This window comes from Thalassospira sp. HF15 (assembly GCF_011806525.1).
Classification (GTDB): domain Bacteria; phylum Pseudomonadota; class Alphaproteobacteria; order Rhodospirillales; family Thalassospiraceae; genus Thalassospira.
Genome location: NZ_JAAVKI010000001.1, coordinates 188,411 through 202,676, shown reverse-complemented (window position 1 = coordinate 202,676; position 14,266 = coordinate 188,411). Strand labels below are relative to the sequence as shown.

Genomic DNA, 14,266 nt, shown 5'->3' with positions numbered 1-14,266 from the left:
TTCTTACCAGCTGCCGGTGTTTTCCATGCTGGCCCATGGTTCTGCAGGTGCAAGGTTGTCACCCTTTTGCAGGAATTCGATGGAAATGCCATCCGGTGAGCGCACGAATGCCATACGACCATCACGCGGCGGACGGTTGATGGTGACACCTGCATCCATCAGCTTTTGGCAAAGCGCATAGATATCGTCGACTTCGTAAGCCAGATGGCCGAAGTTGCGACCACCGGAATAACTTTCCGGATCCCAGTTATAGGTCAATTCCAGTTCAGGGGCCTTGACGGATTTGGCACTTTCAACATCGGCTGGCGGTGCCAGATAGATCAGGGTGAAACGGCCCTGCTCGCTTTCGATGCGGCGGGTCTCTTGCATGCCAAGAAGATCGCAGTAGAACTTCATCGACTCATCGACATTCTCGACACGTACCATCGTGTGCAGGTAGCGCATAACACGGTCTCCGTTATGAATTGATCTAGGGTCCAGACTCATTCACATAATAGTCCCGGTTACCCGGATTTGTGCGGATATGCGGAACAAAATCGCCGGAAGATCTATATCTTTCAAGATTTTGCGACAAAGTAGCCCGCGCAAATCCGGGTAATCTGAAGGACAACCGATATGATAGAAAGCCTCTGCGTCAAATCCCATGACCGGGGATCACCTCGATCTTCGGGCTTTTCCTTGTTTTTTCTCTCATATCAGTTGCCGGGGCAGTCATGTGAATGAGTCCGGACCCTGAGAAACTAATTGCATTGGGGATTTGATGCCACCCGTAACACGCTATTTTTTATCGATGATCTTCAAAATCTGGTCAGCAGCCTTTTCGCTGGGCGGGCGATCCCCAAACCCCAGCAAGCTGCAGGCTTTGTCAAAACCTTCGATCTGTGCCGTCCGTTCCGGACTGTCAGCCATCAGTTTTTCCAATGCAGGAATGATGCTTTTGGCTTTGCACTTATCCTGCAGAAATTCCGGGATCAGCTTGTTGCCAAGAACCAGATTGACGATGGTGACGGTATCAATCTTGATCAGACGTTTTGCGATCCACCCCGTAACCGCATTGACCTGATAGGCAATCACATGCGGTACACCGGCAATGGCCAGTTCAAGGGACACGGTGCCTGATGCCGCCAAGGCACAATTGGCGGCCGCAAAGGCATCGTGGCGATCCTGATCAGCTGTCACGACAATTGGATCCAGCGGCCAGGATTTCATTTCATCGGTCACGGTATCAGCCACCTTGCTGACGGTTGGGACCACAATGCGCGCATCGGGATATCTCGCCGCGATGTCGTCAATGACCTGTTTGAACACCGGCAGGAGGCGTTTGACTTCGGAATTTCGGCTTCCGGGCAGAACTGCAAGAAGCTTTTTGTCCGCGCTCAGGCCATGCTGGGTGCGAAACCGGTCTGCATCCCCATCACTGCGTTCTTCGACCGCTGAGTGGCCAATAAAGGTGGTTGGCAGGCCTTCTTTTTCGAAATAAGGCGGTTCAAACGGCAAAAGTGCGAGCAGATGATCGAGAAAACCGGCGATTTTCTTTGCCCGGCCTTCGCGCCAGGCCCAGACCGACGGTGCGACATAATGCACCAACGGGATACCTTTGCCCTTTAGTTTCTTGCCAACACGAAAGCTGAAATCCGGTGCGTCAATTGTGATGACGACATCGGGTTTCTCGGACTTGGCGAAGTCTGCGGTTTGGGCAATACGTTTGAGTAAATGCGGAATGTGGGGCACGACCTCTGTCAGGCCCATGACCGACATTTCATTCATCGGAAACAGGCTTTTGAGGCCTTCCCGTTCCATGCGCGGACCACCAACGCCAATAAAGCGGATATGGTCCCGCTTGGCCTTGAGTGCTGCCATAAGACGCCCACCCAGTTGATCACCGGAGGCCTCGCCCGCGACAAGCATGATTTTCGGACCAACGGGGGTGGTTTCATCCGCCATTGGAGCTGTCCTCGTCGGCAAGGGCCAAGCCGATGACAAACAGGCCCAATGCATCGGCACGGGCAATGACGGCAGCGCGGTCAATGATCATGGTCCCGCCGGCAAGCAAAGCAACACCCCGCAAACCGGCTTTATGAGCCTCTTCGATGGTCGTCATGCCAATAGCAGGAAGATCAAGGCGTTTGTCCTGCTGGGGTTTGGCGGATTTGACAAGGACGCCGCCAACACCATCGCGACGATAAGATGCAGAACGGCGCACCATTTCATCGGTGCCTTCGATGGCTTCGAGGGCCAATACCAATCCTTGCTGAACCACGCATCCCTGCCCGACATCGGCCTGGCCCAGTGTGCGTGCAACTGTGAGGCCATGTCGGGCATCGCTTATGGCCTGTTCATCGGGCGATACATTGCCAAGAACGCCTTCCTCAACCGCCAAATCGCCCAGAATTTCATGGGCGCCGAGCAAACGGAAACCTTCGCGCTCAAGCTCCTTGGCGACCAGACGGAGCAATCCGTCATCACCAAGTGCCTTGGCGCCAACCTTCATCAGCATTTTGGCAGCCCGCCAATCCGGGCGGATCGAAGACAGGCTGGGACGCGAGACTTTGCCCGCCAGAACAACGTCCTGACAGTATTCCTTGCGCATGGCATCAAGGATTTTGGCGGCAGCGCCCAATCGGGTCGTCACATTCGGATATTGATCGAGTTCCGGATCATCTGCGTAGCCATCGAGCTTGACGATACAGACATCGCGGCCTGCCGTGATGGCAGCAGCAGCCAAACGGGCGGGCAGCGCCCCGCCCCCGGCAATAATCCCCAATTTTGGCTGCGGATTATCCTGCGGAGCTGTCATATTTCGGCGTGCATACGGAACGCATGCTTTCGGCTTTGAGGAAGTCGATGATTTCCATTACCGGTCCAACACCTTCGAAGTCCGTTGCGACTTCTTCGACGCGCTCTGCAAGGGTGCCCTCTTGGGCAAACAGCAGACGATAGGCTTTACGCAGGGAATGGATCGTCTCACGATCAAACCCGCGACGTTTCAAACCAATGATGTTCAGACCCGACAAATAGGCGCGGTTACCAATGACCGAACCGTATGGAATAATGTCGCTTTCAACGCCGGTCATGCCACCAATCATCGCATGTTTCCCGATACGGACAAACTGATGCACCGCGGAAAGACCACCGACAATTGCAAAATCCTCAACCAATACATGGCCAGCCAGCGTACCGTTATTGACCAGAATACAGTGGTTGCCAACGTGACAGTCATGACCAACATGGGCCCCGGTCATCAGAAGGCAGTCATCACCGATGGTGGTTTCCATCCCACCACCTTCGGTGCCGGGGTTAAGGGTCGCCCCTTCGCGGATTTTGGTACGTTTACCGATGATCAGACGGCTTTGTTCGCCCTTGAACTTCAAATCCTGCGGCGCATGACCAACAGAGGCAAACGGGAACACTTCACACTGATCACCAAGGGTGGTGATACCCGCGACAGCAACATGGCTGTGCAGTTTGACACCATCCCCCAAGACAACATTCGGGCCGACCACGCTATAGGGCCCGATTTCGACATCCTGACCAATCTGCGCGCCATCTTCGACAACGGCGGTTGGATGTACTTTTGACATTATCAGCTATCCCGGATCATCGCGGCGATGGTGGCTTCGGCCACGACCTGACCGTCGACCTTGACCTGGCTTTCGAATTTCCAGACCGGGCCACGGCTTTGTTTCTTGGTCACATGAATGTGCATGACGTCGCCCGGCGTCACCGGCTTGCGGAAACGGGCGTTATCGATGCTCATGAAATAGACCAGCTTGCCCTCGGCATCCGCGCCAAGCGTCTGAACCACCAAGATCGCGGCTGTCTGCGCCATGCTTTCGATGATAAGGACACCGGGCATGATCGGCTGCTGCGGGAAATGGCCGGTAAATTGCGGCTCGTTCATCGTGACGTTCTTGATGCCAGTCGCACAGACATCGGTTTCGATGTCGATGACCTTGTCGATCAGAAGAAACGGATAGCGATGCGGAATCATTTCCAGAATGCGCTGGATATCGACACTTACCAGTTCGGTCATGTGTGTAGCCCTTATTTCTTTTTTCGTATCAGACGCGACAAGGCGACCGTCTGTTTATGATATTCCATGACCGGAACGGCAGGGCTGCCGCCCACTGTTTCGCCCGGCCCGATATTTTTCATGACACCTGACTGAGCTGCGACTTTTGCGCCATCGCCGATTTCAAGGTGTCCGGTAATGCCCGCCTGACCGGCAAGCACAACAAAATTGCCAATCTTGGTTGAGCCCGAGATCCCGACTTGCGAGACAACGACACAGCCCATGCCAAGTTCAACGTTATGGCCGATTTGCACCAGATTGTCGATACGACAGCCATTACCAATCACGGTATCAGGGCCAGCACCCCGGTCAATCGTGCTGTTTGAGCCAACTTCGACATCATTGCCGATAACCACCCGGCCCAGCTGCGGGACCTTGACGTGACCCTGCGGCCCCATGGCAAACCCAAAGCCATCCTGACCGATCCGCGCGCCAGGATAAATCAGGCAGAGATTGCCAATCAGGCTATGGCTTATCGAGGCATTCGCACCGACCTTAGAGCTCGCGCCGATCACAACGCCCTCGCCGATCACAGCGTTCGACGCGATGATGGTCCCATCACCGATTTCACAATTGGCCCCGATGACAGCGCCAGCGTCAACCTGAACGCCTTTGCCGAGCTTTGCAGTCGGATCGATCACGGCATGATCGGAAATGACGCCATTGCCTGTTTCAAAGGGGTAAAAGGCCGTGGCAGCCTTTGCATAGGCGCGGTAAGGATCCTTGGTGGTGAACAACACCATGCCTTCTGGCGCGCGTTCGACAAATTCCGGGCGCACAAAACATGCACCGGCCTTGCTCGAGACAAAGGCATCAAGATATTTTCGGTTATCAAAGAAGCTCAGAATATCGCCATCTGCATTTTGCAGCGGTGAGACATCCTGAAAGACCCGGGTTTCATCGGGTGCGTTTACCGGTGTTGTTTCCGTCAGTGCAGCAATTTCGGCAACACTGAATGGTCCCTTGCGGCTAAAGAATCGCGCATCCGCCATCAGGAGCCTTCCTTGAATTCGACCGTAACGGTCGGAATTTCAGCATTCACCCGATCAAAGACTTCCTTGGTCGCATCCATAGAAGTTTCAAAAAGGATTGCTTGGCCTTTCTGCAAGACAAGGTTTGCCCTGCGTTCGGCCGCAACCCTTCTAATAATCTCATTCAGAGCTTGCGAGAACTTGGATTGTGACTCTGCCAATGCCTGATCCAGAACACGGCTACGCGCCTGAGCAAATTTCTGGAAGTTGGCAACGTTCTGCTGAAACTGCTTTTGTCTGTCCTGAAAGACATCGGCAGCGAGAAGCGTGCGCTGCTGAGCAAGCTGTTTTTCTTCCTCGCGCAAGGCCTGTTCACGGGTTTCGATTTCCTTCTGATAGGCGACCTGACGATCCCGGATCTGTTTGCGGGCATCCTGCATGGCAGATGCTTCACGCATGATCCCGGCAACATCAACCACCATCACCGAGGCAAAATTGTCCGGATTTGGCTCCTGTGCGTGCACAACCGATGTGTTCGCAGTAAAACCAATCAGGGCTGAGAGAACCAGCAGATTACGTAGAGATTTGATCATTTGCATTAGAATCTGGTTCCGAAGTTAAGTCGGAACATTTCCTCTTTGTCGTGATCTTCTTTTGTGATGGCCTGAGAGATATCAACACCAATCGGGCCAAACGGCGATTCCCAACCAACACCGAAACCAACAGAGCTTCTCAGCGTGCCTGTGTTGTAAATTTCACCGGCGCGGGCACCGTCGACATCCCGACTTGAACCGAAATCAGAGAAGACACGGCCGGTCAGAGCAAACTCATCGGGCGTGCCAAGCGGGAAGTCCATTTGCACTGTTCCGGTGTAGTACATTTTGGCGCCCAGCGCATCCCCGGTTGCGATATCACGCGGGCCAACGCCGGCGGCTTCGAAGCCACGCAGGTTAGAGCCCCCGACCATAAAGCGCTGAGAAATGCGGGTATCATCATCGAAACCAAAGATGTAGCCGGTCGCCCCACGGGTCGAGACAATCCATTCATGTTCACGGTCCAGCGGATAGTAGTAGCCACCCTCAACGCGAGTACGCAAATATTGCTCATCCCCACCAAGGCCGGCCAGATCGTTTGACAACCTTGCAAAATAACCCTCGGTCGGAGAAATCGTACTGTCTCGCTTATCATAGGTCAGGGTGTGACCAAGGGCGGATTCGACGAAGTCGGTGTCTTCTGCCAACAGGAGACGCGATGCGCTGCTGCGATTAATATTGGAGTAGCTGTTGCTTTCAAGTGTATAGCGGAAGGAGTGCGAAAGCTCTTCGCTATAGCGATACCCGGCGCGAAGACGACCACCGGTCTGCTCTTCATCGTAGGAGCTTTCATCCTGATTGTCTTCCTCGCGCCGATATACGTCAAAGCCTGCGGCGATTTCACGATCAAGGAAATAGGGTTCCGTAAAGGACAGATCCACCTGCTGGTCCGTCGATCCAAGTGTGAAGTTCAGGCGCAGATCCTGGCCTTTACCAAGCAGGTTACGTTCTCGAACACCAAGCTGACCAAAGGCACCGTTATCCGTTCCGTAGCCAGCACCAATCGAGAATTCACCGGTCGATTTTTCTTCGACATCGACTTCAATCACCGTCTGATCAGGTGACGCGCCCGGCAGGGTTTTGACATCAACCGATTTAAAGAAGTTGAGGTTTTCAATACGTTGCTTGGAGCGCTGCATCTTCGAGCTACTGAAAGCATCGCCTTCAACCAGACGGAATTCACGGCGGATGACTTCATCAAGGGTACGGACGTTGCCGGCAACATTGATGCGCTCGACATAAACCTTCGGCCCTTCGGAAATGTTGAAGGTAATGTCGATCGTGCCGGCTTCACGATTACGTTGAACGTTTGGGCGAATATCGATGAAGGCGTAGCCCTGATCCCCAACGCTATCGGTCAAAGCATCAACTGCGTCGTCAACGAGGGTCGCGTTGTACCATTCACCACTTTCGATCTCGATCAGCGGCATCAGGGTTTCCGGATCGATCTTGTCGATCTGGGAGACGACACTTATATCGCCAAACTGATAGCGCTGCCCTTCACTGACCGTGTAGGTCACAAAGAAGTCGGAGCGATCCGGTGTCAATTCCGCAACGGACGACAAAACCTGAAAATCGGCGTAACCCGCAGCCAGATAGAAACGGCGCAGCAATTCACGGTCAAAGGTCACACGATCCGGGTCGTAGTTATCATCAGCGGTCAGGATTTTCCACCAGGCGCTTTCGGTCGTGCGGATCACATCTGAAAGCTCGCCATCATCAAAGGCCTTGTTGCCGACAAAATTGATTTTGCGGATGCCTGTGGCGTCACCTTCGTCAATCTCGAATGCCAGATCGACACGGTTCTGATCCAGCTGAATGACCTTGGGCTCGACGGTTGCAGCAAAGCGTCCGCTGCGACGATAAAGTTCGAGAACACGCTGGACGTCTGCCTGCACCTTGGTTCGGGTGTAAACAACACGCGGGCGCAATTGAAGTTCCGCACCCAAGGTTTCGTCATCAAGGCGCTGGTTACCTTCGAAGGCGATCCGGTTGATAATCGGATTTTCGACAACGTTTACCCGAAGGATCCCCTGATTAAAGGAAAAGGACACGTCGGCAAAAAGACCGGTCGAAAACAGAGCCTTAAGCGAATTGTTGATTTTCTGAACGTCATAGGCATCGCCGGGTGCCACAGTCAGGTAGGCGTTTACTGTCGCACTTTCGATACGTCTATTGCCTTCGACCTCGATGTCGCGGATTAGACCGGATTGGGCATGCACTGCCACAGGAACAATCAATGGCGCCGTCCCGCCAAGCAGGGCCGCGATGACGACGGCCGCTTTTACCTTACGCAGCAAGTTAACCCCCCTGTTGCTGTCATGCATTAGCCAGCAAGTCCTTTGAGGAAACTGAAGACACCCAATTGCGTCAAATCGTTCCACGTTGCAAAAATTATTAAGCTGAATACCAAACCCGCGCCGATACGGAAACCATATTCTTGTGCTTTTGCCCCCAATGGCTTACCGCGAATTGCCTCAATTGCGTAAAACACAAGATGCCCACCATCCAGAACCGGAACAGGCATCAGATTGATCAACCCAAGGCTGATGGAAAGATAACCCATAAAGAACAGCAGCGGTGCAAGCCCGCCTTCTGCCACCTGCCCCGACATTTGGGCAATCCGGATCGGACCACCAAGCTCGGAACTGTCGCGATCACCACTGATCATTTCCCCAAGTGCCGAGAAGGTTTGCGCAGTCAACGAATAGGTTGTCTCGAACGCGCGACCAACGGATTCAACAACGCCTGTGCGGCTCATTTCAAAGTCGCCAGCCGTAATCCCGAGCCGTCCTACGGTCGCAGTCATTCCGCCCTCGTCGACTTCGACAGCTTCTGGCGTCACAGCGAGGTCCAGGGTTTCACTGTCGCGCTGTACGGTAACAGAAATCGGTTGACCGGGATTTGCACGGACAATGTCGGAAAGTTCGGAGAACCATTCAACCGATTGCCCGTTGATCGCAGCAATGCGGTCGTCTGCGACGAAACCGGCACTGGCAGCCGGGCTACCGTCAATAACTTCGCCAACAACCGGCAAAGCGCGTTGTTGCCCGACAGCGGCGAACAGGAAGGTAAAGACGATGATGGCGAAGATGAAGTTCGCCAGCGGCCCGGCAAAAACGATTGCGGCCCGAGCAGCCACCCCTTTGTGATGGAAAGCATGTTTTGCTTCTTCGGCATCAAGGTCGTCACGACCACCGGCACTGGCAGGGTTCATGTCGCCAAACATTTTGACGTAGCCGCCGAGGGGAATCACACTGACCTTCCAGCGCGTACCTTTTTTGTCCTGCCAGCCGAAAAGTTCCGGGCCAAACCCGATTGAAAAGGCTTCTACTTTTACGCCGTTTTTGATTGCCACCCAATAGTGACCATATTCGTGAACGAACACGAGCACCGAGAGCACAAAAAGAAAAGCAAGCAAGGTTTCCATCAAGAATTCCCTAAGCCGGTCAAACCGGCGATTTTAATCTAAGACGATGCGAGATACGCCGCAGTTTCCCGGCGGACCATAGCATCTGTTTCAAATACCTGATCAAGGCTGGTAAGCGCTTCGCTTCCAAGCCTTGTCATGAGCTTTTCGACAGTCCCGGCAATATCGAGAAAACCGATTCTGTCTTTGAGAAACGCTTCAACCGCAACCTCATTCGCAGCGTTCAGAACAGTAGGCAGCGTACCGCCTTCCTGCAAGGCCTGTCGCGCGAGACGAAGAGCCGGGAAGCGATTCATATCGGGTGTTTCAAACTTCAAGCTTCCGATCGTGGCAAAATCAAGACGCGGTGTGTCGACCTTGATCCGGTCTGGCCACGAAAGCGCATAGGCAATCGGCGTCCGCATATCGGGCGTGCCAAGCTGGGCCAGCACGGACCCATCGGAATATTCGACCATACTGTGAACAACCGATTGGGGATGAACGACAATCTCGATCTGTTCCTCAGCCACCGGGAAAAGATGCCAGGCTTCGATCAGCTCAAGCCCCTTGTTCATCATTGTCGCGGAATCAATCGAGATCTTTGCACCCATTTCCCAGTTGGGGTGTGCCAAGGCCTGCGCGCGGGTAACTGATCGCATATCTTCCAACGACCACTCGCGAAACGGTCCGCCAGATGCGGTCAGCAAAATGCGGTCGATCCGGTTTTCTTCGCGATCTTCCAACACCTGAAAGATTGCGCTGTGCTCAGAATCCACCGGGATCAGCGTCGCACCGTGTGTGGCAATTTCGGCCGTCATCAATGCGCCGGCACAGACCAGTGTTTCCTTGTTGGCGAGCCCGATGCGCGCGCCACGACGAATGGCAGCTAACGTCGGTTTGAGCCCTGCGGCGCCCACAATGGCAGCAATGACGATGTCTGACGGACGTTCTGCGGCCTCGATCAAGGCCTCTTCGCCAGCAGCGATATCTATGCCGGTTCCAGCCAAGGCACTCTTTAGTGCGTCAAAGCAATCGGGATCGCCAATGACCGCGCATTTGGCACGAAGCTCGATGGCTGCCGTTGCCAGTGCATCGACATTGCGATGAGCGGTGACAGCTTCAACAGCATATTTGTCAGTGTGGGACTTCAGAACATCGACGGTGCTGGCCCCGATGGAGCCCGTAACACCAAAAACACTGACGGATTTCTTCAAAGTCATCAAACACCTGTAAGGACAGCGGCGAGAAGATCGGCCGCCTTAACGCAGAGAAAGCCCTGCGAAACAGATAATAGCAAAGGCCACAGGAAACACCGACAACATCCCATCCGCACGATCAAGCAATCCGCCATGCCCAGGGATCAGGTTGCTACTGTCCTTGATCTTGAAACGGCGTTTCAGTGCCGATTCACCAAGGTCACCGATCTGTGCAACAATTGCCAGCACCATACTAACGCCAACAATCACCCAATTGATCGCTTCGGAACTGAAATAGGTGACCAGCCCGCCGATGACACCCGCACAGAGCATCCCACCGATCAAACCTGCCCAGGTTTTCTTGGGGCTGAAGCGCGGTGCGAGTTTCGGACCGCCGATGGTCTTGCCAAAGGCGTAACCGCCCGTGTCGGTGGCCCAGACAAGGAAGAACAGCCACATAATGATCAGAAGACCGTCACCCTCATGAGTTCGCAGCCAAAGCGCTGCCAATGCGGCCAGTAAGATATATAAAACACCAAACCCGGCGAGCAGCCAGTTTTTGCCTGACCTCGCTGCAGCGATGATCACGCCAATCGCGACTGGCATGACTATGTACTCCGCCTGACCAGCGACATACATGATCATGGCAACAGCCAGTGCAACACCTGTCACAACCGAGATGCCATTATAGTGGTTTGGCGCGCACATGCGCGACCATTCCCACATCATCCCAGCCGAGAACACAAACAGCAGTATGTCGAAGTAGGGAGAGCCGAACCAGACAGCCGCAACAGCTACTGGTGCCATGACCAGCGCGGAAAGGACGCGTGGCAACAGGCCGGAATTGGTGTCTTTTGGGTCTTTGGTCTCAGATGACGGCACCAAAACGCCGCTCCCGCCCGGCAAAGTTATCGATGGCTTTTTGCAAATGGCTACGGTCAAAGTCCGGCCACAGCACATCTTCGAACACAAACTCGGTATAGGCCGACTGCCATAACAGGAAGTTGCTGATGCGTTGCTCGCCACTTGTACGGATCAGAAGATCCGGATCCGGAATACCCGCCGTCGACAGGTTTTCTTCGATCAGGTCTTCGGTAACCTCGTCGGCAGAAAGTTCACCTGAAGCAACCTTGGCTGCTATGTTACGCACAGCCTGGGTAATTTCGGCACGCGCACCATAGCTAAGAGCGATGGTAAGGTTCAGACGCGTATTGTCACGCGTCTGATCTTCGGCCTTGGCAAGAAGTTTGCGAATGTCGTCCGCAAAACGCGAACGATCACCAATGATGCGAATTTTCACGCCGTTCTTGTGCAAGGTGGACAATTCGCGCTTCAGAAACAGGCGAAGCAGTCCCATCAAGTCGCTTACTTCGCTTTCCGGGCGCTTCCAGTTCTCTGTCGAGAAGCCATAGAGCGTCAGATACTCGATACCGAGTTCGCCGGCGGCCTCAATGGTGCGACGCACCGCATCGACACCGGCACGATGGCCCATGGTGCGCGGACGCCCACGCCCGCGGGCCCAGCGCCCGTTGCCATCCATAATGATGGCAACATGACGCGGCACACAAAGCGTATCTGACAGTTGGGTTTGCGAAGAAAGCACAGCCATAATCAGACTTGCATGATTTCCTGTTCTTTGTGCGAGAGTGCCTCGTCAATCTCGCCAATGACCTTGTCGGTCAATTTCTGGACTTCTTTTTCCTGGTCGTGCATCTCGTCCTTGGAGATGTCACCGTCCTTTTCCCATTTTTTCAGCTGATCCATGCCGTCACGACGTACGTTACGGACAGAAACCTTGGCCTGCTCGGCATATTTACCGGCAACTTTGGAAAGTTCTGCACGGCGTTCTTCGTTAAGGGCGGGAATCGGAACGCGAACCAGCGTGCCATCAGCGGCCGGGTTCAGACCAAGACCGGAATCACGGATGGCTTTTTCGACGGATTTCACCATCGTTTTGTCCCATACCTGAACCGAGAGCATACGCGATTCCGGAACACTGACCGATGCCACCTGATTGAGCGGGGTCGGAACGCCGTAAGCTTCAACCATGACCGGCTCAAGAAGGCTTACACTGGCGCGCCCGGTGCGCAGACCGGTGAATTCCTTGTGTAGTACTTCCACAGCCCCTTCCATACGGCGGGACAGGTCCTTTTTTAGGCCAGCAACGTCAGACACGTTCAGTCTCCATTCGAAATAATCGTAAACGTCCCCTTTGCAGTAACTACGTCTGCAAAGGCACCCGGATTATGCAAAGAAAATACGATAACCGGAATATCATTTTCGCGTGCCAAAGAAATAGCCGATGCGTCCATAACACGCAAATCTTTGGACAGAACTTCCATATAGGTCAGCTCGTCATAACGCTCTGCCGTCGGATCGGTTTTCGGATCGGCGGTATAGACGCCATCGACCTGCGTGCCCTTAAGCAAGGCATCACAGCCCATTTCAACTGCGCGCAAGGCAGCAGCGGTATCGGTCGTGAAGAACGGGTTGCCCGTGCCTGCCGCAAAGATCACAACGCGACCTTTTTCCATATGGCGCACCGCGCGACGACGAATATAGGGCTCACAGACAGAAGACATCGGGATAGCGGATTGCACACGGGTCTGAATGCCGTGACGCTCAAGCGCGTTTTGAACCGCGAGCGCATTCATGATGGTAGCGAGCATGCCCATATAGTCAGCGGTTGCACGTTCCATGCCCTGTGAAGCGCCTTTGACACCGCGGAAGATGTTACCGCCGCCAATCACCATGCAAACTTCGGCACCCATGTCGTGAACGGCTTTGATTTCGCTGGCAATCCGGTCAACTGTTTCAGGATCAATACCGTATTGCTGATTGCCCAGGAGCCCCTCACCCGAGAGCTTCAAAAGGACGCGACGAAACTTAAGTTGGCCGTTTTCTGCCATGTCGGATTGCCTCTTAAATGCCGATGTAACGCATTGCCCAAGCGCGGGAAATGCAAAATTCAGATATAAAAAGACCGGCGAGTAACAGGGCGGATATGCGCTGCCGACCTCGCCGGTCTGGATCATACACGAAATGGTGGTGAACGCACCATTTCGATCAGATGTTTTATTTGTTCAGCTGCTCAGCAACTTCGGCAGCAAAGTCTTTTTCTTCTTTCTCGATGCCTTCACCGAGTTCGAAGCGAACAAAGCCCTTGAGCGTGATCGGCTTGCCAGCTTCTTTGGCAGCGTTTTCGATTACGGTTTTGACTTTGTTTTCACCGTCAATCACGAAGGTCTGCTCAACCAGAACGACCTGCTCGTAATATTTACGGATACGACCTTCGATCATCTTTTCGATGATCTCTGCCGGACGGCCCGATTCTTTGGCCTGGTCGGTCAGAACGGCTTTTTCACGCTCTACCAGTTCCGGGTCCAGATCGTCGACGGTTGCCGATGCCGGGTTGGTTGCCGCAATGTGCATTGCGATCTGTTTGCCAAGCCCTTCGAGGACGCCAGCGTCAGCTTCGGATTCAAGCGCAACCAGAACACCGATTTTGCCCAGATCCGGGGCAACAGCGGAGTGAACGTAGGAAGCAACAACACCTTTTTCGACCGACAGGCCAGCCGAACGACGCAGGGACATGTTTTCGCCGATGGTGGCGATCATGTGGGTGACCTGCTCTTCGACGTTACGCTCGGTACCCGGGAAAGTAGCAGCTTTGAGGGCATCGATGTCGCCATTCGCAGCAACTGCCTGTTTTGCGATTTCGCCAACAAATTTCTGGAAGTCTTCGTTGCGCGAAACGAAGTCGGTTTCAGCGTTCAGCTCGACAACTGCACCTTTGGTGCCGTCAACAGAAACAGAAACCAGACCTTCGGCAGCAACACGGCCAGCTTTTTTGGCAGCAGCAGCAAGACCTTTGGTACGAAGCCAGTCAACGGCTGCGTCCAGATCACCATCAGTTTCGGACAACGCCTTTTTGCAATCCATCATGCCAGCGCCGGTGGTTTCGCGAAGCTCTTTAACGAGAGCAGCGGTAATAGCCATTTTTAAAGCCCCTAATTACGCGATCA

Annotated in this window: 15 protein-coding genes; all 15 read right to left on the bottom strand. The window is 54.0% G+C overall.

The window, feature by feature from the left end; all coding sequences use genetic code 11:
* Positions 1-3: 3 nt before the first annotated feature.
* The 15 genes from HED22_RS00960 to tsf all read right to left on the bottom strand — a co-directional run bounded on the left by HED22_RS00960 (position 4) and on the right by tsf (position 14,240).
* A complete protein-coding gene (locus HED22_RS00960) occupies positions 4-444 on the bottom strand; it encodes a VOC family protein (RefSeq protein ID WP_167717944.1) in 441 nt (146 codons plus the stop codon).
* A gap of 333 nt (positions 445-777) precedes the next feature.
* Complete coding sequence (lpxB, locus tag HED22_RS00955) at positions 778-1,944, bottom strand: lipid-A-disaccharide synthase (protein WP_167717942.1); 1,167 nt, start codon at positions 1,942-1,944, stop codon at positions 778-780.
* A complete protein-coding gene (locus HED22_RS00950; RefSeq protein ID WP_167717940.1) occupies positions 1,934-2,797 on the bottom strand; it encodes an LpxI family protein in 864 nt (287 codons plus the stop codon). Before HED22_RS00950 ends, lpxB begins: the two co-directional genes overlap by 11 nt.
* The gene (lpxA, locus tag HED22_RS00945) at positions 2,778-3,581 is read right to left on the bottom strand and encodes an acyl-ACP--UDP-N-acetylglucosamine O-acyltransferase (protein ID WP_167717938.1); all 804 of its coding nucleotides are present in this window, start codon (positions 3,579-3,581) and stop codon (positions 2,778-2,780) included. The genes HED22_RS00950 and lpxA overlap by 20 nt, the downstream gene beginning before the upstream one ends.
* A gap of 2 nt (positions 3,582-3,583) precedes the next feature.
* Positions 3,584-4,033: a 3-hydroxyacyl-ACP dehydratase FabZ gene (gene fabZ, locus HED22_RS00940; protein ID WP_167717936.1), complete on the bottom strand. Its 450-nt coding sequence runs from the start codon at positions 4,031-4,033 to the stop codon at positions 3,584-3,586.
* 11 nt (positions 4,034-4,044) lie between these two features.
* Positions 4,045-5,064 carry a UDP-3-O-(3-hydroxymyristoyl)glucosamine N-acyltransferase gene (lpxD, locus tag HED22_RS00935; RefSeq protein ID WP_167717933.1) on the bottom strand — a complete coding sequence of 340 codons (1,020 nt, stop codon included), beginning with the start codon at positions 5,062-5,064 and terminating at the stop codon, positions 4,045-4,047.
* Entirely contained in the window at positions 5,064-5,642 is a 579-nt protein-coding gene (locus tag HED22_RS00930) for an OmpH family outer membrane protein (RefSeq protein ID WP_167717931.1), read from the bottom strand. Before HED22_RS00930 ends, lpxD begins: the two co-directional genes overlap by 1 nt.
* Positions 5,642-7,963 (bottom strand): outer membrane protein assembly factor BamA, encoded by a 2,322-nt coding sequence (gene bamA / locus HED22_RS00925; protein ID WP_167717929.1) that lies wholly within the window; start codon positions 7,961-7,963, stop codon positions 5,642-5,644. Before bamA ends, HED22_RS00930 begins: the two co-directional genes overlap by 1 nt.
* Entirely contained in the window at positions 7,963-9,066 is a 1,104-nt protein-coding gene (rseP, locus tag HED22_RS00920) for an RIP metalloprotease RseP (RefSeq protein WP_167717927.1), read from the bottom strand. The genes bamA and rseP overlap by 1 nt, the downstream gene beginning before the upstream one ends.
* Positions 9,067-9,104: 38 nt before the next feature.
* Positions 9,105-10,265 (bottom strand): 1-deoxy-D-xylulose-5-phosphate reductoisomerase, encoded by a 1,161-nt coding sequence (locus tag HED22_RS00915; RefSeq protein ID WP_167717925.1) that lies wholly within the window; start codon positions 10,263-10,265, stop codon positions 9,105-9,107.
* Positions 10,266-10,304: 39 nt separating this feature from the next.
* A complete protein-coding gene (locus HED22_RS00910; protein ID WP_368484456.1) occupies positions 10,305-11,123 on the bottom strand; it encodes a phosphatidate cytidylyltransferase in 819 nt (272 codons plus the stop codon).
* Positions 11,110-11,850, bottom strand: coding sequence for an isoprenyl transferase (locus HED22_RS00905; protein WP_167717920.1), 741 nt, complete (start codon positions 11,848-11,850; stop codon positions 11,110-11,112). Before HED22_RS00905 ends, HED22_RS00910 begins: the two co-directional genes overlap by 14 nt.
* Before the next feature lie 2 nt (positions 11,851-11,852).
* The gene (gene frr / locus HED22_RS00900) at positions 11,853-12,416 is read right to left on the bottom strand and encodes a ribosome recycling factor (protein WP_167717918.1); all 564 of its coding nucleotides are present in this window, start codon (positions 12,414-12,416) and stop codon (positions 11,853-11,855) included.
* 2 nt (positions 12,417-12,418) lie between these two features.
* Positions 12,419-13,150 carry a UMP kinase gene (gene pyrH / locus HED22_RS00895; protein WP_062955241.1) on the bottom strand — a complete coding sequence of 244 codons (732 nt, stop codon included), beginning with the start codon at positions 13,148-13,150 and terminating at the stop codon, positions 12,419-12,421.
* Between the two features lie 166 nt (positions 13,151-13,316).
* On the bottom strand, positions 13,317-14,240 hold the full coding sequence (gene tsf, locus HED22_RS00890; protein WP_167717916.1) for a translation elongation factor Ts: 924 nt from the start codon (positions 14,238-14,240) through the stop codon (positions 13,317-13,319).
* Positions 14,241-14,266: the final 26 nt, after the last annotated feature.

Bases quoted from the DNA above. Each gene is read 5' to 3' on its own strand.
- HED22_RS00915 (WP_167717925.1), bottom strand. From the start codon at position 10,265: ATGACTTTGAAGAAATCCGTCAGTGTTTTTGGTGTTACGGGCTCCATC.
- lpxD (WP_167717933.1), bottom strand. From the start codon at position 5,064: ATGGCGGATGCGCGATTCTTTAGCCGCAAGGGACCATTCAGTGTTGCC.
- HED22_RS00960 (WP_167717944.1), bottom strand. From the start codon at position 444: ATGCGCTACCTGCACACGATGGTACGTGTCGAGAATGTCGATGAGTCG.
- pyrH (WP_062955241.1), bottom strand. From the start codon at position 13,150: ATGGCAGAAAACGGCCAACTTAAGTTTCGTCGCGTCCTTTTGAAGCTC.
- HED22_RS00930 (WP_167717931.1), bottom strand. From the start codon at position 5,642: ATGCAAATGATCAAATCTCTACGTAATCTGCTGGTTCTCTCAGCCCTG.
- tsf (WP_167717916.1), bottom strand. From the start codon at position 14,240: ATGGCTATTACCGCTGCTCTCGTTAAAGAGCTTCGCGAAACCACCGGC.
- bamA (WP_167717929.1), bottom strand. From the start codon at position 7,963: ATGCATGACAGCAACAGGGGGGTTAACTTGCTGCGTAAGGTAAAAGCG.
- HED22_RS00950 (WP_167717940.1), bottom strand. From the start codon at position 2,797: ATGACAGCTCCGCAGGATAATCCGCAGCCAAAATTGGGGATTATTGCC.
- rseP (WP_167717927.1), bottom strand. From the start codon at position 9,066: ATGGAAACCTTGCTTGCTTTTCTTTTTGTGCTCTCGGTGCTCGTGTTC.
- lpxB (WP_167717942.1), bottom strand. From the start codon at position 1,944: ATGGCGGATGAAACCACCCCCGTTGGTCCGAAAATCATGCTTGTCGCG.
- HED22_RS00905 (WP_167717920.1), bottom strand. From the start codon at position 11,850: ATGGCTGTGCTTTCTTCGCAAACCCAACTGTCAGATACGCTTTGTGTG.
- fabZ (WP_167717936.1), bottom strand. From the start codon at position 4,033: ATGACCGAACTGGTAAGTGTCGATATCCAGCGCATTCTGGAAATGATT.
- lpxA (WP_167717938.1), bottom strand. From the start codon at position 3,581: ATGTCAAAAGTACATCCAACCGCCGTTGTCGAAGATGGCGCGCAGATT.